Genomic DNA, 22717 nt, shown 5'->3' with positions numbered 1-22717 from the left:
TCACGCCCACGAGGCGACCGGGTCAGGGCTTGAGGAGGGCCTTGATGGCGCGGCGCTCGTCCATCGCCTTGTAGCCCTCGGCGACCTGTTCCAGCGGCAGGGTGAGGTCGAAGACCTTGCCCGGGTTGATGTGGCCGGACAGCACACGGTCGATCAGGTCGGGCAGGTAGCGGCGCACGGGCGCCGGGCCGCCGCGCAGGCCGACCTGGGAGAAGAACAGCTCTTGGCCGTCGACGGCGACCTCGTGGGGGACGCCGACGAAGCCGACGTTGCCGCCCGGGCGGGCGGAGTGCAGGGCCTGGCTCATGGACTGGGAGGTGCCGACGCACTCCAGGACGGAGTCGGCGCCGATGCCGCCGGTCAGGTCCTTGATGCGCGCGATGCCCTCGTCGCCGCGCTCGGTGACGATGTCGGTGGCGCCGAACTCCAGGGCGAGCTTCTGCCGGGACTCGTGCCGGGACATCGCGATGATCCGCTCGGCGCCGAGTTCCTTCGCGGCGATGACCCCGCACAGGCCGACGGCTCCGTCACCGACCACCACGGTCGTCGAGCCCGGCTTGACCTCGGCGGCCAGGGCGGCCCACCAGCCGGTGCCCATCACGTCGGAGACGGCGAGCAGGCCGGGCACGAGCTCGGCGGAGGGGTGGTCGTCCGTGGCGACCAGGGTGCCGTGGGCGTTGGGAATGCGTACGTACTCGGCCTGGCAGGTGCCCATGAACTCGCGGTTCAGGCAGGAGGACTGCCAGCCCTTCTGGCAGTTCGCGCAGGTGTTGTCGGAGGTGGCGAAGGAGCCGACCACGAACTGGCCGGGCTTGACGTTGGCGACTTCGCTGCCGACTTCCTCGACGATGCCGACGTACTCGTGCCCCATCGGGTGCGGGTCGCCCACCGGCTCCAGGCCGCGGTACGGCCACAGGTCCGAGCCGCAGACGCAGGTGGCGACCGTGCGGATGATCGCGTCCGTCGGCTTGAGGATCTTGGGCTCGGGGGCGTCCTCCACCCGGATGTCACCGGGGGCGTGGATCACGGTTGCGCGCATGTCTCTTCTCCTGATGCGTTTCTCGGGCAGCGGTGTCACCCGGACGTGCCGGATTCGTCGACGGAGGTCAAAAGGGTGTACAGAAGCGCCGACGGCCTGCAATAAACAATTGTCGGTCTCTGACTCTGTCACCGCCCGCAGGGCCCGTACAGAGGAGAATTCCACCCCGGGAGAGAGGTATCCAGGGATAAAACCTTCCTACCCAGCCGAGTGGCGGACAGCGCACACTGGCCAGTATGAACAGCAGTGCGCACCGTAAGGAGCTGGGTCAATTCCTGAAGGCCCGCCGGGCCGAGCTCAGCCCCCGTACGGTCGGTCTGCCTGAAACCGACCGGCGCCGCCGCGTGGCCGGGCTGCGCCGGGACGAGGTGGCCGTGCTGGCTGCCATCAGCACCAACTATTACACCCGCCTGGAGCAGGGCCGTACAGCCCCCTCCGCGTCCGTTCTGGCCGAGTTGGTCCGGGTCCTGCACCTCAGTGACAACCAGCGAGACCATCTGTTCGAGCTGGCCGGAAAGTCGGCTGGTCAGGCGCGGCGGCGGGCCCCGCAGAAGGCACACCCCAGGCTGCGCACCGTGCTGAACGAGCTCAGCGTGGCCCCCGGCGTGATCCTGGGCCGGCACCTGGACATCCTGGCGTGGAACCCGATGGCCGCCGCTCTGTTCGGTACCGATTTCGCGAAGATCCCCCAGCAGCAGCGCAACTACGTCCGGCAACTCTTCACCGCCCCGGCCATGCGAACGTTGTACGCCGACTGGGAGGACTCCGCCCGCAACGCCGTGGCCGTGCTGCGGCAGCAGGCCGCGGTCTGTCCCGACGACCGGAGACTGGCCGACCTCGTCGGTCAGCTGTCGGTGCAGGACGACCAGTTCCGCCAGTGGTGGGGGGGCCGCCCTGCGGTGCCCCGGACCGGTGGCACCAAGGTGTTCGATCACCCGGTCGCCGGTGAACTCCGCCTCTCCTGGGACGCCCTCACCTGCGTGGCCGACCCCGATCAGCGGCTGATCGTCTGGAGCGCCGAACCCGACTCGCGCGCATACGAGGGCCTGCGCTTCCTTTCCTCCTGGGCGGCGACCCGCGCCATGAATTCGTAAAATCGGCAGGTGATTCCTGGCGTAAAGCCAGGGACGAATCCTTCCTACCTTCGCTGTCGAATTCCGTGCCATGCTTCCAGAGCACGATTCACGCAATCCTTTTCGAGGAGCAATACCCCCATGTCCTCCACCTCTCGCCCCACGGTCGCCGTCGCGTTCCACTCCGGCTACGGCCACACCGCCGTCATCGCCGAGGCCGTGGCCCGCGGTGCTGGGGAAGCCGGTGCCGAGGTGATCTCCATCCCCGTGGACACGATCACCGACGAGCAGTGGGCGCAGCTGGACGCCGCCGACGCGATCGTCTTCGGTGCCCCCACCTACATGGGCACCGCCTCCGCCGCCTTCCACGCCTTCGCCGAGGCCAGCAGCAAGCGCTGGTACACCCAGACCTGGGCCGACAAGATCGCCGCCGGTTTCACCAACTCCGGTGCCAAGAACGGCGACAAGTCCTCGACCCTGGGCTACTTCTTCACCATGGCCGCCCAGCACGGCATGCACTGGGTCAGCCTCGGCGTCCAGCCGGGCTGGGCCTCCACCGAAGGCAGTGAGAACGACATCAACCGTCTGGGCTACTTCGTCGGCGCAGGTGCTCAGACTCCGGTCGATGCTGGTCCGGAGGCGGTTCACAAGTCGGACATTGCCACCGCCGAGGGCCTCGGCGCCCGCGTCGCGCAGCAGACCGCCTTCTTCCGCGCCGGCCGTGCCGCCCTCGCCGCCTGACCTCAAAACTCACCCGCAGCCTGACCCGCAAAGGAGCAGTACCGTGTCCGACTCCCCGAACCTCGCTCTCGTCCGCCGCCTCTACGACTCCGGCATGGCCCCGGACGTGGTCGCCGATGTCATCGACCCCGACATCGTCTGGGACATCACCCCCGGCTTCCCCTACGGCGGCGTCTACAAGACCTGGGCCAGCGCCGGCGGCGACTTCTTCGGCCGGCTCGCGCCCCGCTTCACCTCCTTCGGCGCGGTGGCCGAGGACTTCTACGACGCCGGTGAGCACGTCTTCGTGCGTGGTCACTACCACGCGGTGTCCAAGTCCGGCGCCGAGTTCGACGCGCGCTTCATCCACCTGTGGACGGTCGGCGACGGCAAGCTCACCCACCTGATCCAGGCCGCCGACAGCCACGTCGTCCAGCAGGCCGCGAACAACTGACCGCCCGCACTCACCCCAGGGAGCATTCCATGGCGAAGATCCTCTTCCTCATCACCGCCGCCGACCACTGGACCCTGGCCGACGGGTTCGAGCAGCCGTCCGGCTTCTGGGCCGAGGAGGCCATCGGCCCGTACGGCGTCTTCAAGAAGGCCGGCTACGAGATCGCCGCAGCCACCCCGGGCGGCGTCCCGCCCACCGCCGACGCCCTCAGCCTGACGCCGGACTTCAACGGTGGCGAGGAGGGCGCCGAGCAGATGAAGACCGCCCTGCGCGAGGCCACCGAACTGGCGAACCCCGTCCGCATCGAGGACGTGAACATCGACGACTACGACGCCGTGTTCGTGCCCGGCGGCTGGGGCCCGATGGAGGACCTGTCCGACGACCCCGCGGCCGGCAAGCTGCTGAGCGACTGGCTCGCCTCCGGCAAGATCGTGTCGCTGGTGTGCCACGGCCCGGCCGCGCTGCTGTCCACCGTGGACGCCGACGGCAAGTCCCCGTTCGCTGGCTACCGCCTGACCGGTCTGTCCAACTCCGAGGAGATCCAGAACGGCCTCGCGGACCGGGCGAAGTGGCTGCTGCAGGACCGTCTCGTCGCGGACGTCGGCGCGGACTACCACAAGGGCGAGGAGAACTTCGCCCCCCACCTCGAGGTGGACCGCACCCTCATCACCGGCCAGAACCCCGCCTCGGCCGTCCCGCTCGCCCACGAAGTCGTCAAGACCCTCGGCTGACAACACCCCGCACCACCGCTCGAACGCTCAAAGAAAGAGGTAGTACCGATGGACAGCAACGCGACTCTCCCCAGCGTCGGCCAGACCTGGCTGGCGGACCTCGGCCCCGACACCCCGCTCGGCCACTTCACGGTGGAGATCACCTTCGACTCCGCGACCCAGGTCAGCTTCGAGGTGACGGGCGGCGCCATCAAGGGCCGTAAGCAGACGATGGAGTACACCACCACCCAGCTCCGCGACGGCCTGTTCGTCGTGCGATGGACCGAGCCCGACGCCGGTGACCACGTCACCCACATCGAGGACTACACCGAGGGCACCTGCATGGCCAGCTCCGTCATCGGTGGCGAGTTCGTCCAGCTCCACGGAAAGTGGAGCCGCGTCCGCTGATCCCGCAGGACAGTAGCGCGGCCTCTTGACGGTGAGAACTTCCAGGGACAAATCTGTCCCCCTGACAACAGCGCTTTCCGATGCCAGGGTGGTGGCATGAACCGCGATCCTCACCGCCATGATCTGGGGGAATTCCTCAAGGCGCGCCGCGCCGAGCTCGACCCGGCCGCCGTCGGCCTGCCCGACGGCGGCCCGCGTCGCGTCGCGGGCCTGCGCCGTGAGGAGATCGCCGTACTGGCGGCCATCAGCACCGACTACTACGCCCGCCTCGAACAGGGCCGTATCCAGCCCTCGCCGTCCGTGCTGGACTCCCTGGCCCGGGTGCTGCACCTGGACGACGATCAGCGCGCCTACCTGTACGAGCTCGCGGTCAAGGACGAATTCCGCCCTCCCCGGAGGCAGCCACGCCTCAAGGCGCAGCCGCAGTTGCAGCGCATGCTCGACGACATGGCGCACACTCCCGCCTTCGTGATCGGGCCGCGCACCGAGATCGTCGCCTGGAACGCCATGGGCGCGGCTCTGATCACCGACTTCGGGAAGATCCCGGAGAAGCAGCGCTACTACATCAGGCTGCTCATCACCGACCCCGCGATGCGCGAGCTGTACGCGGACTGGGAGGGCGTCACCAGGCTGGCCATCGCCCAGATGCGGATGCACAACGCCAACAACCCCGGGGACACACAGCTCGCCGCTCTGGTGGGCGAACTCTCGGTCCGGGACGAGCAGTTCCGTCAGTGGTGGGCAGCCCACAACGTCGCCGTCCGGGACACCGGGACCAAGCACCTGCGCCACCCTGTCGTGGGCGACCTGCATCTCGACTGGAACGCCGTCACCTGGGCCGCCGATCCCGACCTGGCGATCATCGTGTGGACCGCTGAATCCGGCACGCCCACCCACGACAGCCTGCGCATGCTGGCCTCCTGGGCGGCGGACCCCAGCCACTCGACCAGCGGCAGCTCCGCCTGACCGTCGCCCGGGTATTCCCTTCAAAGGGGGAGCCTTTCCTCCTACGCGCCCCGCGCCTAGGAAGAGGCTCTCCCTTTTTCGTGTCCGGCTCTCCTGGCACGCTCGTCACCAGGCCCACCGCGCTGCGCGTCCCCGCCCCCGGTCCGGCCCTCTTCCCACCGGCAGAACCGGTTTCCTCAGCGCCGAGGCGTCCGACCTGCCTGCTCATCCGCCAGGAAAGAGATCCACCTCCCCATGTCCCTGACCCAGTCCCGCCCCGGGACGCTGCCCTCGATCGTCCCCGAACCGCGCTGGACCGCCCGCCTCTGGGCCGTCCTCGCCGTGCTGTGCCTGGTGCTGTTCCTCGACGGCCTCGACGTCTCCATGGTCGGCGTTGCCCTGCCCTCCATCGGCCACGACCTCGGCATGGCCACCGGCTCCCTGCAGTGGATCATCAACGGCTACGTCCTCGGCTACGGCGGCCTGATGCTGCTCGGCGGCCGCACAGCCGACCTGCTCGGACGCCGCCGCGTCTTCCTCATGGCGCTGGCCGTCTTCGCCGCCGCCTCGCTGCTCGGCGGTCTGGTCGACAGCGGCTCGCTGCTGATCGCCACTCGCTTCGTCAAGGGCGTGGCGGCCGCCTTCACCGCGCCCGCCGGCCTGTCGATCCTCACCACGACGTTCCCGGAGGGCCCGCAGCGCAACCGGGCGCTGTCGGTCTTCAGCCTCTTTGGCGCCCTGGGCTACTCCTCGGGCCTGATCCTGGGCGGTCTGCTCACGGGGATCGGCTGGCGCTGGACCTTCCTCATGCCGGTCCCGCTCGCCCTGCTCGCGCTGGTCGTCGGCCTGATCCTGATTCCGCGCGACCGCCGCACCGAGACCGGCGGCCAGGACCCGGCCGGAGCGGTCACCCTCACCGCGGGCATGCTGCTCGCGGTCTACGCCGTGGTCACCGCCCCGCAGACGGGCTGGACCTCCGCCGCGACCCTCGCCGCCTTCGGCGTCGCCGCCCTGCTGCTGATCGCCTTCGTCCTGATCGAGCAGCGGGTCCGGCACCCGCTGGTCCGCTTCGGCATCCTGCGCAAGGCCACCACGGTCCGGGCCAACCTCAGCATCGTCGCGCTGATGGGCTCCTACCTCAGCTTCCAGTTCATGATGACGCTGTTCCTGCAGGACGGGCTCGGCTGGTCGCCCCTGCGCATGGCCTTCGCGCTGCTGCCGGTCGGCCTCATCGTCGCCGTCGGCTCGCCCCTCACCGGCCGACTCGTCAACCGCTTCGGCACGGCACCACTGATCATCACCTCGATGACCTCGCTGACCCTCGGCTACGTCTGGTTCCTGGCCACGGCCGGCTCCTCACCCGACTACGTCACCGCCATGCTCCCGTCCCTGCTGCTCCTCGGCGGCGGCTTCGCGTTCGGCTACAGCGCCATCATGGCCCAGGCCACCGAAGGCATCGACGACTCCGAACAGGGCCTCGCCTCCGGCCTGGTGCAGACCTCCGGCCAGGTCGGCGCGGCCCTCGTCCTCGCCGTTCTCACGGCCGTGATCGCCCAAGCGGGCGACAGCGGCGCCGACTTCACCGCCTACCGCCCCGGCCTCAACCTGGTCACTGGCGTCGCGGCGATCGGGCTGCTGCTGAACCTGGTCCCGGTGCTGCGACTGCGGCGACGCGCCGCAGCGCGATGAGCGAAGCCATCCACCCCGACGCCGAGATATCCCCATGTCCACATCCACACTGACCCGGCCCACCACCCCAACGCTCGTCCCACCGCGGCAGAGGGCCGTTCCGGACCAACAGCCCTCCGCCACACGGCCGGGACACCCGCGGACCCTCAGCGCGCTGTGGTGGGCCGCCTGTCTGATCTGCGGCGGCCTGCTCGGTCTGGTCCTCGCCGCCGTGGGAACGCTGCGCGGTCGCATGCCGTCCCGGCGGCGGGTGGCGGTGGTCGTCGCCGGGACGGTGGTGCAACTGGTGTGCGCGGTGTCCTTCACGGCGGCCGGCTCCGTCGGCGAGTTCCGCACCGGCCCGGCACCGTCCGCCCAGGCCGCCAGGGGTGCCGGTGAGTGGGAAGCCGCTCGTAGGTGGTCAACGCGCCGGTGTCCGGGGCTGCCCTCCTCTACGGCATGGGCCAGGGCGGTGAGGTGTACCAGGGCGACAACGGAACGACCGCCGTGGTTCTGGACGACGGGGTCGTCCGTGCCGGCACCATGTTCGGCACGGTCTTCCTCACCGACCAGCGCATGGAGACGGAAACGGCCCGCGCGCACCGCCTGGCAGAGCACGAGGCCCGCCACGCCGACCAGTGGGCGGGCTTCTCACTCGCCGCCGGGCCCGCCGCGTTTCCCGCGCTCTACGCCCTCGACGAGGCGTTCTTTCCCGGCGCGTTCAACCACTTCGAGCGTCAGGCGGGTCTCGAGGACGGTGGCTACGACACTCCGTCGGACTGTCCGTCCCTCGCCGGCCAGATGGCTCTCGCCTCCCTCGGCCTGCTTGCCGGCTCCGTCCTGGTTGTCCGGCACCGGCGCCGCCGGTCGTCGGCTTCCGAACACTCCGGCGGGGCGCTGTCGCGGGGGTGAGCTGCACAGGCCCCGACAACTCCGTCTTCGCCACGGAGGTGGAGGCTTCTCGGCACGCGAACCGGGCCGACTCACAGGGGCGCGTCGACGACGGTCCCTGTCCGGCTGCTCATGATTGCTTTCTCGATGACGTCCAGAACGACCGCTGCTTCGCCCAGCGTCACGGGCGGTGCGCACTCGCCTCGGATCGCGCGTTCGATCCCGCGGTAGAAGTCCGGATAGTCCCCGGGGAGCAGGGTGACGGGCTTCTCCTCGGCGCCGCGGGTGAGCACGGCCCGCTGACCGGTGCCGGTCCTCGGGCTGTTCGGGTCGGCGACCTGTTCGTCGAGGCCGTGCGCCACGAAGGCCGCTTCCGAGCCGAGGACGCGCATACGCGATCCGGGTGCCGCCGCCACCTTGCTCATCCACAGGTGCGACACCACGCCTCCGAGGTGGCGCAGCGCGACGAACACGTCGTCGGGCGCCTCGACTTCGGCACGTCGTACGTCGGCCTCGGCGTACACCCGCGATACCGGGCCGAACAGGTGCAGCGCCTGGTCCACGAGGTGGGTCCCCAGGTCGTAGAGGAGACCGGGGGCCGTCGCCGGGTCGCCCGACTCGCGCCAGCCCCCGGACGGGACCGGGCTCCACCGCTCAAAGCGGGACTCGAACCGCTGGACCCGTCCCAGGCGGCCGGCGTCGAGCAGGGCGCGCAGGGTGCGGAAGTCGGCGTCCCAGCGGCGGTTGTGGAAGGCCGCCGCCACCCTCCGCCGCTCCCGCGCCAGACGGTCCAGTTCCCGGACCTCCGCCGCGGCCGGGGCGACGGGCTTGTCGACGACGACGTGGACACCGGCCTCCAGTGCCATGCGGGCCTGTTCTACGTGGACGTGGTTGGGCGAGGCGATGACGACCAGGTCGGGTCTGCGGGAGGCGAGCATGTCCGTGAGCCCAGGGAGCACGGCGATGCCAGGGTACCGCTCACGGGCGGCGGTGGCGCGAGCCGCCCGGCCGGTCACGACTGCGGTCAGTTCCAGCCCGGGTGTTGCGGCGATGAGCGGCGCGTGGAAGACCGCGCCCGCCATGCCGTAGCCGACCAGTCCCACGCGCAGGGGTGTCACAGGTGCTCCTTCAACACCGGGGACAGCAGCGCTCGTACGGCCTGACGGGCACCCGCCGCGTCGTCCGCGTCGAGAGCCGCTCGTGCCATGCGCCCGCAGTCGTCGAGCGTGTGATGCGCGAGGGCCACGCGTACGTCGGCCAGCAGCGCGGGCGCCATGGACAGCGACCGCACGCCCAGGCCCACGAGCACGCAGGCCAGCGAGGGGTCACCCGCGGCCTCGCCGCAGACCCCGACGGGGGTGCCGGTGCTCTCGCCGGCTGTGCCGGTTCGCTCGACGAGGTCGAGCAGGGCCGGCTGCCAGGGGTCGAGCAGGTCGGCGAGCATGCCGATCGTACGGTCGGCGGCGAGGGTGTACTGCGCGAGGTCGTTGGTACCGATCGAGACGAAGTCCGTGTGGCGCATGAGCTGTCGGGCACGCAGGGCCGCAGCCGGTACCTCGATCATGGTGCCCGCCACCGGGAGGCCGGTCCGGCGGACCGCCTCCGTGAAGCTCCGGGCCTCGGCGGGCGTCGAGATCATGGGCGCCATCACACGCACGTCGGTCCCGGTCTGCCGTGCGGCGGCGCCGAGGGCGGCGAGCTGCGTATCGAGCAGCTCCGGAGTGTGCCGGGTCACCCGGTAGCCGCGCACGCCGAGTGCCGGATTCTCCTCCGCCCCGTGGGGGACGAACGCCAGCGGTTTGTCGGCGCCCGCGTCCAGCGTGCGTACGACCACCCGGCGCCCGGTGAACAAGGCGAAGACCTCGGCGTAGACCTGTTGTTGCTCTTCCCGCGCCGGGGCGGTGAGCCGGTCGAGGAAGGGCCCCTCGGTGCGGAAGAGTCCGACGCCCTCGCAGTCGGCGACCGCGGCGCGCTGTGCGTCCTCCAGGGTGGCGATGTTGGCCAGCAGGGCGACCTGCGTCCCGTCGGCCGTCCGGCCGGGGCCGTGGTGCGAGGCGGCCAAGGTGCGCCGCGCCCGTGTGCGGGCCCGCGCCGCGTGGACCGTCTCCTGGTCGGGGGCGGTCGTCACTGTGCCGACGGAGCCGTCGACCAGCACCTGCGTGCCCTCCGGCACCGCCGTCACCGCCGGGCACCGGACGATGGCTGGTATCCCCAGTCCCTTGGCGAGGATCGCGGTGTGGCCGGTGGGTCCGCCCGCCTCCGTGACGAGGGCCAGCACCCGCGCCGGATCCAGTGCGGCGGTGTCCGCGGGGGAGAGGTCGTGGGCCACCAGGACGTAGGGGTGCCCGGGGTCGGGCAGGCCCGGCATGGGTTCACCCAGGAGAACGGCGAGCGTACGGTCCCGTACGTCCCGCAGGTCGGCGGCCCGCTCGGCCAGGTAGCCGCCCGCGCGGGCGAGGGCCTCGCAGTGCTGCTCGAAGGCTGCGTCGACGGCGGCCGCCGTGGGCAGGCCGGCCTCCAACCGGGCGCGGACGGACGTCGGCAGGGACGGGTCACGGGCCATCAGGGCGGTGGCGAGCAGCACGTCGGCCGCCGGTCCCCGGGTGCGTTCGGCACGCTCCTCCAGTTGCCGGGCCACCGTCTCCAAGGCCTCGACGACACGGTGGGCCGCCGCCTCGACGTCCGCCGCGGGCTGTTCGTCCACGGGCGGCCGGGGCGGGCGCCCCAGGCGGGCCACGGGGCCGGTGACGACCCCTGGGCTCACTCCCAGCCCGGCGAGGGCGGCGGGACTCATAGGTCGTTCCTTTCCGCTACGAGACGACGCGCGACCTGCGCGTGGGCGGTGGGTACGGGGAAGGTCAGGGCGAGCTGGAGCTGTCCGCCCTGGCGGACGACGACGACCACCTCGGGCAGGGCCTGAAGCGCCGCGTCGTCGGCCAGGGTGTCGTCGTGCAGGACGAACCTCAGCCGGGCCAGGCAGTGGGTGAGGGCGTCGATGTTGCCCGCGCCGCCGACCAGACGGATCACCTGGCGGGCGAAGTCGGGTCCGGGCGCGGTCACGGGGTTCGGCTCCTCGCGGTGAGACGGCCGATGTGGAGCGCGAGGTAGAGCACCTCGTCGCGGCCCAGCGTCCAGCCGAAGCGCTCTTCGAGGACGCGCCCGACGTGCTCGGCGCAGGCGACCTCACGCGCGTGGCTCGCGCGCAGGCTGTCGTGCAGGGAGTCGAAGGTGTCCGGGGCCGTCGCTCCGCTCTCCTGCCGACTGGCGAGATAACGCAGGTGGGTGATGAACCGGGCCGCTTCGAGCGAGTCGCCGTCCACCGGCGTGCCGAGGAACGTGCCGGTCTCGGCGAGCACGACGGTGAACGTCTCGGTCAGCTTCACCACCTTCCCCAGATCCGGAGCCTCGAACTGGGCGTTGACGAAGTGCAGGGCGAGCGGGATGGCCTCGATGTCTGGCAGGCGGATGCCGAGCCGGTCGGCGACCAGCTCGATGGCGCGCCTGCTGACGGCGACCTCGCGGGGGTAGAAGTGCAGCACCTCGCCCCGCAGCGGATAGGCGATCTCCAGCCCGCCCTGCGCCCGGCGCAGGGCGAACGACAGATGGTCGGCGAGCGGAATGACCACATGGCCCCCGATGTGGTCACCCAGCTCCGACCGCCCCAGACGGACGATGTCCTCGGCCACGCCCAGGTGGTCCGCCGGGATCTCCTCCAGGAAGCGGGCGATCCGCTCCGGCGGCTGGCCCGCCGTCGGTACGAACGTCCGCTCCGCGCGCCCGGCGTCGATGTCCTGGCCCGCCCGGACGCCGAAGCCCAGGCCGCGCCCCATGAGCACGACCACGTCGTCGCTGTCGTTCGCGGCGGCCAGAACGACGTTGTTGTTGAAGACCTTGACTACTCTCACGCGCGGCTCCTCGGTCGCACGGCGGCGGACCTGCTGCAGGGACGTCGTTATGACGCCGACACACCATTGCGGGCGATGACGTCCCGGTACCAGAAGAAACTGTCTTTCCGCACCCGGGCCAGCTCCTTCAGGTCGAACTCGTCCCGGTCGACATAGACGAAGCCGTAGCGCTTGCGGACGCCCTGGTGTGTGGAGACCAGGTCGATGGCCGACCAGGGGCAGTAGCCCATGATGTCCACGCCGTCACCCGCCGCGAGCTGCATGTTCCGGATGTGTTCGGCAAGGTACTCGATGCGGTAGCCGTCGTGCACCGTGCCGTCGTCCTCGAGGGTGTCGTACGCCCCCAGGCCGTTCTCCGTGATCAGCAGCGGCAGCCGGTAGCGGTCGTGGATCTCGCGCAGGGTGATCCGGAAGCCGGTGGGGTCGAGCTCCCAGCCGAAGTCGTTGGTCTTGAGGTGCGGGTTGCGTACCGCCCGGTAGACGCCGGCCTCACCGAGCGAGACGAGCGCGTCCCCCGTGTCGCCCACGTCCTCGGCACCGCCCGACGGCGCCGCCACCGTGTGCGTGGCGTAGTAGTTGAAGGCGATGAAGTCGGGGCGGGCGGCGGCCAGCACCGTCTGGTCGCCCTCGGCGAAGGCGGGCTGGATGCCCTTGCTGGTGAGATAGGCCCAGGCGGTGGGGTTGTAGCGGCCGTGTACGGCGACGTCCAGGTAGAGCCAGTTGCGGATGGCGGAGAAGTCGTCGGCGGCCAGGACGTCCTCGGGGGCGCTGGAGGCCGGGTAGATGGAGACGATGTTCGGCGCCGGGCCGATCTTGGCCTGGGGCAGCGTCTCGTGGCACAGGGCCATCGCCCGTGCCTGCGCCAGCAGCATGTGGTGGTTCTGCTGGTACAGGTCGCGCCGGGCCTCGACGGTGTCCTCCCGCTCCAGGCCCATCGCCCCCGGGTGCAGGATCATCATGTTCTGCTCGTTGATCGTCAGCCAGTACCGGACCTTGTCGCCGTACTCCCGGAAGAGGATGCCGGCGTAGCGCGCGAACGCGTCCACCGTGGCGCGCGAGGACCAGCCGCCCTTCTCCTGGAGCGCCTGGGGCAGGTCGAAGTGGTACATGGTGACGACCGGTTCGATGCCGTGGGCGAGCAGTTCGTCGATGAGGCGGTGGTAGAAGGCGATGCCGTCCGGGTTCTCCGGGCCGTCGCCGTCCGGGACGACGCGGGTCCAGGCGATCGAGAACCGGTACGCCTTCAGGCCCAGTTCGGCGAAGAGAGCGACGTCCTCCTGGTAGCGGTGGTAGTGGTCACCGGCCACCCGGAAGTCGGTGGTTCCCTCGGGGATGTTGGTGCGGGCGTCCTGTACCGAGGGGCCCTTGCCGTCGGCGTCCCAGCCGCCCTCCACCTGGTAGGCCGAGGTGGAGGCGCCCCACAGGAAGCCGGGACGAAGGCGGGGGAGATCGGTCATGTCGTCAACTCCGTACGGGATGGTCGTCGATCAGGGCTGGAGGGTCAGGAACGCGTCGCCCGTCAGCAGGTCACCGGTCTTGGACTCGACCTCGGCGTAGCCCGCCTTCGCCGTCACCAGGACGACGGTGACGGGGTCGCATCCGGCGTCGCGTACGGCCTCGGGGTCGAACTCGACGAGCAGGTCACCCGGGCGGACCCGGTCGCCCTCGGCTACGGCGGGGTGGAAGTGGCGGCCCTTGAGCTTGACGGTGTCGATGCCCACGTGGACGAGGACCTCGACGCCGTCGTCCGTCCGCAGCCCGTAGGCGTGCGGCATCATCGTGATCACCGTGGCGTCGAGGGGCGCCCGGACCTCACCGCCCGCGGGGGCCAGACCGGCTCCGTCACCGATCGCGCCGGAGGCGAAGACCTTGTCGGGCACGTCCGCGAGGGCCACCACCGTGCCGGCGACCGGCGCGAGCAGCTCCAGCGGCTTGGTCCGTACCGCCACGGCGACGGATGCCGAGGCGGTGCCAGTGGCGGGCTCCGGCTGGTCGGCCGTGCTCGGCGTGGCCGGCGTGTCGGCCGGGGCGGTCAGCTCCCGCTCCTTGAAGGTGACGAAGGTGAGCACGAAGCCCAGGACGACCGCGACCGCCGAACCGATCAGCAGCAGGCCGAAGTTGCCCACGTCCACGGCCGAGCCGAGAGTGATGCCGCCGGGCAGGACGAGGGACGAGGGAGCGGAGTGGCTCGCGCCGATGATGCCGCCGCCGATGCTGCCCGCGATCAGCGCCATGACGAAGGGGCGCTTGTAGCGCAGGGTCACGCCGTAGATCGCCGGCTCGGTGATGCCCGCGAGGAGCGCCGAGATGGAGGCGGTGCCCGCCACGGCCTTGATCTGCGGGTTGCGGGTGCGCAGGAACACGGCCAGGACCGCGCCGCCCTGGGCGAAGACGGCCGCGAAGGTCGGCCCGACCAGCATGGACACGCCTTCCGTGGTGACCTGCTGGATGATCACGGGCACGAAGCCCCAGTGCAGGCCGAACATGACGAACACCTGCCACAGGCCGCCGATGATGATGCCGCCGGCGAACGGAGAGAGGCCCCACAGCCAGTCGACTCCGTCCGACAGCCAGACACCCACGTAGTGGGCGACCGGGCCGAGGGCGAGGAAGGTCACGGGCACGATGATCACCAGCGTGACCAGGGGTACGGAGAAGTTGCGGATCGCGTCCGGGATCACCCGCTTGAGCAGTCGTTCCAGGTGCGACTGCGCGTAGACGGCGACGATGATCGGGATCACCGAGCCCAGGTAGGCGATCATGACGACCGGTATCCCGGCGAACGTGAGGTCGCCGCCCCCGTTGTAGAAGGCCTGGAGGGTCTGGGTGGTGCCGTCGGGCCCCGGCAGGACGCCGAGGGTGTTGGCGTAGACGAGAGAGCCCGCGAGGGCGAGGGCCGTCATCAGGTCGGCCTTGAAGCGGCGGGAGGACGTGACGGCGAGGAGGAACGGCAGGAACTGGAAGACCGCGTCGCCCGCCGTGAACAGGATCGCGTACGTGGTCGAACCGCCGAACGACGGTGAGAGCTTGGCGCCGACCGCGAGCAGGGCCTTGAGCAGACCGGAACCGGCGAGCACCCAGATGACCGGGGTGAAGATGCTGGTGATCAGCTCGATCACGCGAGCGCCGAGGCCGCCGGCCGCCGGACGGGTGTCCTCGGAGTCCCCGGCCTGCCGCTCGGCCAGACCGAGTTCGGTGTAGATCTCCCGGACCCGGTTGCCCACGACCACCTGGAACTGGCCGCCGCTGTCCACGACCGCGATCACTCCGGGGACGGTCTCCACCGCGGCCTTGTCCGCTTTCGAGCGGTCGATCAGTGAGAACCGCAGACGGGTGTTGCAGTGCTCCACCGATCTCACGTTTGACTCGCCGCCGACACCCTCAAGGATGCCGCTCGCTACTTCCTGGTATTTCATGGCCGACTCCTCGTCGAGCTGCCGTAACAGTGGTACCGGCGCCCTGCGCGGGAACAAAAAAACCCGGATTCCGGTCCGCACCCCGCAAGGGGACACGGACCGGAATCCGGGTTTTGCCTCGGGGGTCGAAAACCCGAGTAACAATCCCGAAATCCGCAGGACACTCCGTCCTTGGCCGGGGACTTTAGCCTCCGATGCGGGCGTTGTCCATACTTCCGGCAGACGGGGTCGCCGGGTTATGCTCGGCCCGCGGGATTGTCACTGACGCGATCAGGCAAGACCCGGAGCCCCACCCCCGAGGGTGGCGGCTCCGGGTCTTTTCTGTTGGCGTGTCCGCGTCCCGCTCGACGGACTCATGGAAGGACCCCACACATGCCTGAACGCCGAGTCACCATCGGCTCCCGGTCCGGTCTGCACGCCCGTCCGGCCGCCCTGTTCGTCCAGGCGGCGGCGAAGAGCACCGCGAGCGCGACCCTCACCAGAGGAGACGTGACCGTGGACGCTGCCAGCATCCTCGCGGTGATGAGTCTGGGAGCCGGCCAAGGGGACGAGGTACTGCTCCGCACCGAGGGGGCCGATGCCGACCAGGCGCTGCGCGAGCTGGGCGAACTGCTGGAGAGCGATCTGGACACGGTTTCGGCGCCGTGACACCCGTCGGCTGTCCGTGGGCCGAGGCCCACGGACAGCCGACGGCCTACCAGCCGCCGTCGACCTGGATGTTCTGCCCGGAGATCAGGTCCGACTGCGAAGTGGAGAGGAAGACCGCGGCGTTGGCGATGTCGACGGCCTCGATCCGGCGCTTGAGGCTCTGGTTCTCGAGGATCCACTGGTGGTATTCCTCGCGCTTGTCACCCCGGTCGCGGAACTCGGCTTCCGACACCACGGCTCCCGGCGAGATGCCGTTCACGTTGATCAGGTGTGCGCCGAGCTCCCGGGCCAACCCCTTGACCAGGCCGTACATGGCCCCCTTGGAGGCGATGTAGGGCACGTAGCCGTCCCAGCGGCCCGTCAGGGTGAGCGAGGTGATGTTGACGATCTTGCCGTAGCGCTTCTCCTTCATGTGCCTGGAGCAGACCCGGGAGAGGACGAAGGCGGCGGACGAGTTCACCCGCACCTGGTCCTCGTATTCCTCGATCGTGAATTCGTCATGCTGCTTGAATATCACCAGCGCGGCGTTGTTGACCAATACATCGATCCCGCCGACTTCGTCGGCCAGGGCCGCCGCATCGGTTTCCAGAGCGGTCAGGTCGTTCAGATCCGCGGCGAAATAGCGCACACCCGGGGCGATGCCGTCCAGGACCTTTTGCGGATCGGGTGCGTCCGGTCGGTCCAGAGCCATGATATTGGCGCCCTCCTCGGCGTAGCGGGCGACCAGAGCCCGCCCGATGGTGCCGAGGGCGCCGGTGATGAGGACGTTTTTCCCGGTGAGTTCGGGCATGCCGAATTCCTTTCTCATTTCATTTACTGCGCAAAGTGATCCTGTGTATCGCGGTCGGTCAACCGGCCGCTCGGCTCACCGCGCCCGTCGGCGTCGTCCCTACCGCCACGCGCGCGGTCAGGACCGCGGCGAGGGTGGTGGTGCGCCGCTCGGTCTCGTCGAAGTTCGGTGCGGCGCAGATGAACATGGTCCTGCCGTCGCTGCCGCCGAGGGCGGCGGAGAAAGGCATCATGCCCGGCGAGATCTCGTCGATGACCTCGCCGCCCTCACGCAGGCGCAGGAGTTTCTCCGCGGCGAGGTCGGCGATCCACAGCGCGCCCTCGGCGTCGACGCACATGCCGTCCGGCTGGACGACGAACTCCGCGGCGGCGGCGGCGAAGTCCGTTGTCGTGGGCAGCGGTCCGAACCGGGCCCACGCACGGCGGTTGACGAGCAGGCCGTCGTCGGTGAGGTCGAAGGCGGTGATGCGGTTGCCGAACGTCTCGTTGACGATGAGGACGCCGTCCGGGGTGATCACGCACCCGTTCGGGAACCACAGATCGGTGGCCACCCGGGTGATCCGGCCGTCCGGGTCGACACGGTGCAGCGATCCGGGCGCGAGCGGGCGATGGTGGTCGAGGTCGAACCCGAAGTCGCCGACGTAGGCACGGCCGTGCCGGTCGACGACGACTTCGTTGCAGAAGTTCTCGACGTGTCCGCTCAGATCGGCGTGGACCACGAGGGTGCCGTCCGGCTCGCGACGCAGGAGCCTGCGATCCCGCATCGACACGATGAGCAGCCGGCCGTCGGGGAGCCAGGCCAGTCCCGAGGGCTGCGCCGGGACGGTCGCCTCCACGCGCAGATCGGAGCCGTCCTCGCGCGCGGACATCACGCTGTGCGTGTACAGCTCGGAGAACCAGAACCGGTCCTCGTGCCAACGCGGCGCCTCGATGAAGGTCCGGCCTGGGATGAGGGTGCTGATGCGGTGCGTCACGGTCGTCCTCCGCGGCTATGTGGGCCGGGCAGCCAGGCTGGCGCGTCGGCTGCGGGTGCGTTCGAGGGATACGTAGGACGCGATCGCGAACAGCAGAATGCCTCCGTAGATGATCTGCTGCCAGGCGTCCGGGATGTTCAGCAGTGGGGTCACGTTGTTGAGCAGGCCCAGGAACAGTGCCCCGAGCAGCGCTCCGACGAAGGAGCCGCGGCCTCCGGAGAGGACGGCTCCGCCGAGGAAGACGGCGGCGAAGCAGGGCAGCACATAGCCCGCTCCCACATCATTGGAACCCAGACCGGTCTGGCTCGCCAGGAAGACGCCGCCGATGACGGCCCCGAGGGCGCAGACGAGAAGGCTGGCCGCGTGGACGGCCGAGACCCGCTCGCCGACGCGACGACTGGACTCGCCGTCGAAGCCCACCGCTCGCAGGGCCAGGCCCCGGCGCGCCCGGTGGAGCCAGAACTCCATGGCGAGCGCGATGGCGACGAGGCCGATGAACGCGGCCGGGACGAAGCCGATGCCCTGCGAGACCAGGGACACGAGCTGGGGCGCGATCATTCCGGCCGGCTGTGGGCGCAGGACGATGGCGATGCCCTGGACGATTCCCATGGTCGCCACCGTCGCCACGATCGGTGTCACCTTGAGGACCTCGATGAGCAGGCTGTTGAAGCCCGCGATCGCGATCACCGCCAGCGCCAGCACGCCGAGTGTGGCGAGGAGGGACGAGGGATACAGGTCGGGCAGGGTCATCGACGCGAGGACGACCGTGAGGCTCATCGTGGAGCCGACCGATATGTCCAGCAGTCCGGCCAGCATCGTCACCTGCTGCCCGAGGGCCACGAAGCCCAGCGGCAGCGTCAGGATGAGCAGGTTGGCCAGGTTCGTCCGGGTCCAGAAGACGTCCGAGTGCGCGCCCGTGTACAGGGAGACGACCGTGATCAGCACAAGGAGCACGGCGATCGGCAGGTGCGCGGCGAGCCGGCCGAACATCCGGTGCAGCAGCCCGCCGCCCGCGGCCACGGCAGGCCCGTCGGCCTCCGCCACGTCGGTCGCGCTGACGAAGCTTCGTACGATCTCGCTCTCGGTCGTCGTCCCGGTCAGTTCCCTGACGACGGTTCCCCGCGACATGACGTACACCCGGTCGCAGAGTCCCGCGAGCTCGGCGGAGTCGGAGGAGTTGACCAGGACGGCGATCCCGTCGTCGGCCGCGTCGGCGAGCACCCGGTAGATGTCCATGCGAGCGCGGGCGTCGACGCCCTGCGTCGGTTCGTCGACGACCAGCACCTTCGGCGGCCGCAGTGCGGGCCGGGCGAGGACGGTCTTCTGCTGGTTGCCGCCGGACAGGCCGCTGATGGGCTGGTACGGGGAGGCCGCCACGATGCCCAGCTCGTCGGTCGCCCGGCGGAAGGCCGGAAGCAGTCTGCGGGTCAGGGACGAGCCGGAGGGGCCGGCGTCGGAGCCGAGCTGGGCCGTCGCGTTGTCCATGACGGACATGGGTGCGAAGACCGACTCGGCGGCCCGGTCCCCGCTCTGGAAGCTGATGCCCGCGTCGAGTGCCGTCGCCGGGGTGACCCGGTTCAGTGCCTTGCCGTCGACGCCGGTCGAACCGCCGGTGAGGCCGATGCCGATGATGCCGCGCAGCAGGGCCCGCTGACCGTTGCCCTCGGCGCCGGCGACCCCCACGATCTCGCCCGCCCCGACCTGGATGGACACGGGCCCGAAGCCCTGGCCCTGAAGGTCGCGCACGTCCAGTCGGGTGGGGGGTGACGCGGGAGCCGTGCGCGCGGGGAACTCCAGCTCGGTCGAGGTGCCGACCATGAGTTCGACGATCTCGTCGATCTCCCAGTCCTTCGACGCGTACGTCCCCTGGACCACGCCGTCGCGCAGGACGGTGAGGCGGTCGGCGAGCCTTCTGATCTCCGCCAGGCGGTGGCTGACGTAGACGATGGCGGTGCCCTCGTCCCGGGAGAGCCTGATGAGTTCCCCGAGGTGTTCGGCCAGCCGCATGTCGAGTGCGGCCGTCGGTTCGTCGAGCATCAGAACGCGGGGGCGATGGGCCATCGCGCGTGCCACTTCGAGGAGTTGGCGTGCGCCGGGGCCCAGCGAGGCCACCGTGTCCGACTGCCCGAACGGGAGCTGGAAGCGCGCGAGGACCTGGTCCAGATCGACCGGCCTCGGCTTGCCGACGGCGTTGAAACTGAGAGCGATGTTGTCGGCGACGCTCAGCTCGGTGACGAGCGAGGTGTCCTGGTAGGCGGTCATCAGACCGAGGCGCCGGGCGCGCTTGACCCCGCCGGTGCCCAGCTGCTCGCCACCGATGTCGACGGTGCCCGCGTCGGCCTGGATGACGCCGGACGCGATCTTGATCAGCGTCGACTTCCCCGAACCGTTCTCGCCGACCAGGGCATGGACCTCACCGGGACGGCAGTCGAAGTCGACATCCGACAGCGCGCGGACGCCGGGGAAGGACTTCGAGACTCCCGTGAGCGTCACGGCCGCCGCCGAGGCGACATCCTCACCGACAGCCAGCGGCAGCCGGGTTTTCTCCATCGGGGACTCCTCCACTGGATGGATCGATGACCCGGTCCCGCCGGGTGGGGCGACGCCCACCCGGCCGGGACCGCCGAGCGTTTCGCGGGTCACGAACCCTCCGCGAGAACGGCCGACTCCTGGTCAGGTGTGAAGAGGGTGGGGACCGGCGCGTTCGCGGGCATGGCCGGGTCGTACAGCGGAAGCACGTCGTTGATGTTCACCATCGGGTACGGGATCGAGACATCGTGGTCGACCTTCTGTCCCTGCCTCTTCATGATCCCGGCGGTGACACCGATACGGCCGTACCACACACGGCTGTTGGCGAAGAACGCGGTCACCTTGGTGCCGGCGTCCTGCGCGTCCTGGACCTGCTTGAGGTAGGCGTAGTTGACGACGTCCGACATCAGGATGGGCGGAGTCCGCTTCGCCTTCAGGTACGGCGCGGCGAAGTACTCGAGCGTGTAGTCGTAGGCGACCGCGTCCGGGTTCTTGCCCGAGGCGAAGAGCGAGTTGCCCGCCTGCGCCATGCCCTGTGGCGTCCACTGTGTGAAGCCCTCGATCGACTTCTTCCAGCCGGCGCCGGTCAGGCCCTTGTTGAGGCACGGCTGCCACGCCGCCGCGCTCGCGTTGCCGGGGATGCCGGTGTACAGCCCGTACGTACCCGGCTTGCCGACCAGCTCCGCCACCTGCTTCGCGCCGTCCGTGTAGGCACCGCAGAGGTCGGCGGGCGCGTAGACGTCGACCGCCTTCGCGACCGCGTCGGGCACCGGCGTCTCCACCTGGACGACGACGATCCCGGCCGCCTTGGCCTGCTGGACCACGGGCAGCACCGCGCCGCCCCAGATCGTGTCCATGACGATGACGTCCGGCCGCTGGGCGATCAGGCTCTTGAAGTTCGCCAGGTAGCCGGCCACATCGGGCGAAAGGCTGTAAATGATCTTGGAGACCTCGGGGGAGGCGATCGCCTGGGCGGTGAGTTCGGCCCGGAAGGTCTGTCGCCACGGGTTGATGTTGTCGTTCGGGAACCCGATGGTCAGCGATCCGTGCCCGGTCTCGCAGACGTTGGTGCTCAGGCACTCCTTGAGCTTCGCCTGCGTGGCGGGGGTGCCGGAGACGGCGGCGGTCTGCATCGCACGCTGCACCGCGGGGTTCAGCGAGTCGAGCGGAATGTCCTTGAGGAAGGTCCGCTTGATCGTGTCGGCCACCGCCTTGGGGCTCACGGAGACGGACGTACTGGGCGCCACGGTCTTCTCCGCGGCGGCTGAGCCGTTCGATGTCGTGCTGGAACATCCGGCCAGCGCGAGCGCGCCGGCCGCGGCGGCCGCGACGATCGTCAGACCGCGGCGGGATCTGCGCGGACCCGCGCGGTAGGACTTGTCCTTTGTCATTGGCTTGACTCCTTGTGCGTGAGCGGGTGACCGGGTGTGGTCAGCCCGCGCGGCGGCCGACCAGCTTGATGCCACGGCTGAGCCCTGACGCGCCGTACTGGCCGATGGTGATGGCGGCCACGGCGACCACGAGCGCCAGACCTTGGATGACCACGCGCTGTCCGGCCGAGAGGCCGAGGATGGACAGCGCCTGGTCCAGAAGTTGGAGGAAGACGGCGGCGCACACGACGCCCGCCACACTGACCGGTCCGCCGGTGAAGAGGACTCCCGCGATACCGGCCACGGTGATGGTGGCGAGTTGGTACGGGGCGCCGGCGGCCACGTCCGGTGTGCCGATGTAGCCCGCGAGGAGAACCGCCGCGACGCCGTAGAGCAGCCCGGCCAGCGCGAAGGTCGACAGCTCCACGGCGGTGACCCGGATGCCGAGCGCGCGCGCCGACCGCCGGTTGACGCCGACGGCCGCGATGCGGCGGCCGAAGCGGGTCTTGCCCAGCACCACGGCGAGCAGGACCGCGGCGACGAGGGCGAACAGGAAGCAGGCGTTGACGCCGAAGAACTCCTTCTGCGCCACGTTCGTCAGCGGCTCGGGTGCCTTGCCCGTCAGCGACAGGGAGACGCCGGTCCAGAGCTTGATCCCGCCCGAGACGATGCCGAACGTCGCCAGCGTCACGATCAGCGCGTTCAGCCGGAACACCGTGATGAGCACGCCGTTCAGCAGGCTGAGCAGGACCGGGACGGCCAACGCCGTCACGATCACCGCGGGGACGTTCGCCCCGGGGCCGCCGTAGTGGACCACCATCCCGGCGGAGAGCGACATGATCGCCGAGACGGACAGGTCGATCGCGCCCAGCATGATGATCAGCGTCTGCCCGAGCGACGCGATCGCGAGCACCCCGGCCAGCGCGGTCACCAGCCCGAGGGAGGCGCTGCTCAGCGTCCGCGGGGCGATGAGGACGACGGCGACGGTGAGGACCGTGAGGGCCGCCCAGCTCGCGCGGTAACGCGCGGGCCAGCGGTACTTCAGGTCGGTGAGTCGGTCCGATCGGGGGGCGGTCTCCATGGACACGCCCTGGCTCTGCACGTTCATCAGCCGGTCGCTTTCCTTCACAGGCGCCTTTGCCATACTTCCGGCGCAGCTGACTAATGTAAGACCGTAT

Annotated in this window: 21 protein-coding genes; 9 read left to right on the top strand and 12 right to left on the bottom strand. The window is 70.1% G+C overall.

Annotated elements, in window-relative coordinates; all coding sequences use genetic code 11:
* Positions 1-22: 22 nt before the first annotated feature.
* On the bottom strand, positions 23-1039 hold the full coding sequence (locus ABT057_RS43205; RefSeq protein WP_352349769.1) for a zinc-dependent alcohol dehydrogenase family protein: 1017 nt from the start codon (positions 1037-1039) through the stop codon (positions 23-25).
* A 236-nt stretch (positions 1040-1275) separates the two neighbouring features.
* On the opposite strand from ABT057_RS43205, the gene ABT057_RS43200 reads away from it, so the two are divergent.
* The 8 genes from ABT057_RS43200 to ABT057_RS43165 all read left to right on the top strand — a co-directional run bounded on the left by ABT057_RS43200 (position 1276) and on the right by ABT057_RS43165 (position 7929).
* A complete protein-coding gene (locus ABT057_RS43200; protein ID WP_352349767.1) occupies positions 1276-2133 on the top strand; it encodes a helix-turn-helix domain-containing protein in 858 nt (285 codons plus the stop codon).
* Positions 2134-2253: 120 nt separating this feature from the next.
* Positions 2254-2853 carry a flavodoxin family protein gene (locus ABT057_RS43195; RefSeq protein WP_352349765.1) on the top strand — a complete coding sequence of 200 codons (600 nt, stop codon included), beginning with the start codon at positions 2254-2256 and terminating at the stop codon, positions 2851-2853.
* A 43-nt stretch (positions 2854-2896) separates the two neighbouring features.
* A complete protein-coding gene (locus ABT057_RS43190) occupies positions 2897-3286 on the top strand; it encodes a nuclear transport factor 2 family protein (protein ID WP_352349763.1) in 390 nt (129 codons plus the stop codon).
* 29 nt (positions 3287-3315) lie between these two features.
* Positions 3316-4017: a type 1 glutamine amidotransferase domain-containing protein gene (locus ABT057_RS43185; RefSeq protein ID WP_352349761.1), complete on the top strand. Its 702-nt coding sequence runs from the start codon at positions 3316-3318 to the stop codon at positions 4015-4017.
* Between the two features lie 48 nt (positions 4018-4065).
* Positions 4066-4404 carry a MoaF-related domain-containing protein gene (locus ABT057_RS43180; RefSeq protein WP_210584642.1) on the top strand — a complete coding sequence of 113 codons (339 nt, stop codon included), beginning with the start codon at positions 4066-4068 and terminating at the stop codon, positions 4402-4404.
* A gap of 96 nt (positions 4405-4500) precedes the next feature.
* Entirely contained in the window at positions 4501-5370 is an 870-nt protein-coding gene (locus ABT057_RS43175; RefSeq protein ID WP_352349758.1) for a helix-turn-helix transcriptional regulator, read from the top strand.
* A gap of 234 nt (positions 5371-5604) precedes the next feature.
* On the top strand, positions 5605-7038 hold the full coding sequence (locus tag ABT057_RS43170) for an MFS transporter (RefSeq protein ID WP_352349756.1): 1434 nt from the start codon (positions 5605-5607) through the stop codon (positions 7036-7038).
* Between the two features lie 411 nt (positions 7039-7449).
* A complete protein-coding gene (locus ABT057_RS43165) occupies positions 7450-7929 on the top strand; it encodes a hypothetical protein (RefSeq protein WP_352349754.1) in 480 nt (159 codons plus the stop codon).
* A gap of 71 nt (positions 7930-8000) precedes the next feature.
* Here the strand turns inward: ABT057_RS43165 and ABT057_RS43160 are convergent, their stop codons facing one another.
* The 6 genes from ABT057_RS43160 to ABT057_RS43135 are packed head-to-tail and all read right to left on the bottom strand — an operon-like array spanning position 8001 to position 15229.
* Positions 8001-9026 (bottom strand): Gfo/Idh/MocA family protein, encoded by a 1026-nt coding sequence (locus tag ABT057_RS43160; RefSeq protein WP_352349752.1) that lies wholly within the window; start codon positions 9024-9026, stop codon positions 8001-8003.
* Positions 9023-10702, bottom strand: coding sequence for a phosphoenolpyruvate--protein phosphotransferase (gene ptsP / locus ABT057_RS43155; protein ID WP_352349751.1), 1680 nt, complete (start codon positions 10700-10702; stop codon positions 9023-9025). The genes ABT057_RS43160 and ptsP overlap by 4 nt, the downstream gene beginning before the upstream one ends.
* Positions 10699-10968 (bottom strand): PTS transporter subunit EIIB, encoded by a 270-nt coding sequence (locus tag ABT057_RS43150; protein WP_352349749.1) that lies wholly within the window; start codon positions 10966-10968, stop codon positions 10699-10701. The genes ptsP and ABT057_RS43150 overlap by 4 nt, the downstream gene beginning before the upstream one ends.
* Complete coding sequence (locus tag ABT057_RS43145; RefSeq protein ID WP_352349747.1) at positions 10965-11813, bottom strand: PRD domain-containing protein; 849 nt, start codon at positions 11811-11813, stop codon at positions 10965-10967. Before ABT057_RS43145 ends, ABT057_RS43150 begins: the two co-directional genes overlap by 4 nt.
* Positions 11814-11860: 47 nt before the next feature.
* Positions 11861-13270 carry a glycoside hydrolase family 1 protein gene (locus ABT057_RS43140; protein WP_352349745.1) on the bottom strand — a complete coding sequence of 470 codons (1410 nt, stop codon included), beginning with the start codon at positions 13268-13270 and terminating at the stop codon, positions 11861-11863.
* A gap of 30 nt (positions 13271-13300) precedes the next feature.
* On the bottom strand, positions 13301-15229 hold the full coding sequence (locus ABT057_RS43135) for a glucose PTS transporter subunit IIA (protein ID WP_352349743.1): 1929 nt from the start codon (positions 15227-15229) through the stop codon (positions 13301-13303).
* 372 nt (positions 15230-15601) lie between these two features.
* Here ABT057_RS43135 and ABT057_RS43130 point away from each other — a divergent pair, with 372 nt between their 5' ends.
* Complete coding sequence (locus ABT057_RS43130) at positions 15602-15877, top strand: HPr family phosphocarrier protein (protein ID WP_352349741.1); 276 nt, start codon at positions 15602-15604, stop codon at positions 15875-15877.
* Positions 15878-15923: 46 nt separating this feature from the next.
* Here the strand turns inward: ABT057_RS43130 and ABT057_RS43125 are convergent, their stop codons facing one another.
* The 5 genes from ABT057_RS43125 to ABT057_RS43105 form a co-directional block, all read right to left on the bottom strand.
* On the bottom strand, positions 15924-16667 hold the full coding sequence (locus ABT057_RS43125) for an SDR family oxidoreductase (protein WP_352349739.1): 744 nt from the start codon (positions 16665-16667) through the stop codon (positions 15924-15926).
* A 58-nt stretch (positions 16668-16725) separates the two neighbouring features.
* Positions 16726-17640: an SMP-30/gluconolactonase/LRE family protein gene (locus ABT057_RS43120; RefSeq protein WP_352349737.1), complete on the bottom strand. Its 915-nt coding sequence runs from the start codon at positions 17638-17640 to the stop codon at positions 16726-16728.
* Between the two features lie 15 nt (positions 17641-17655).
* A complete protein-coding gene (locus tag ABT057_RS43115) occupies positions 17656-20190 on the bottom strand; it encodes an ATP-binding cassette domain-containing protein (protein WP_352349735.1) in 2535 nt (844 codons plus the stop codon).
* 89 nt (positions 20191-20279) lie between these two features.
* Positions 20280-21560, bottom strand: a complete 1281-nt coding sequence (locus ABT057_RS43110) for a substrate-binding domain-containing protein (protein ID WP_352349733.1) — start codon at positions 21558-21560, stop codon at positions 20280-20282.
* Between the two features lie 40 nt (positions 21561-21600).
* Positions 21601-22647, bottom strand: coding sequence for an ABC transporter permease (locus tag ABT057_RS43105; protein WP_352349731.1), 1047 nt, complete (start codon positions 22645-22647; stop codon positions 21601-21603).
* Between the last annotated feature and the right edge of the window lie 70 nt (positions 22648-22717).

Origin of the sequence: Streptomyces sp. NPDC002588, from assembly GCF_040295925.1 — a bacterium.
Lineage (GTDB): Bacteria > Actinomycetota > Actinomycetes > Streptomycetales > Streptomycetaceae > Streptomyces.
Note: the sequence above shows the minus strand (reverse complement) of the source record. Positions and strands in the feature narration are given on the sequence as shown.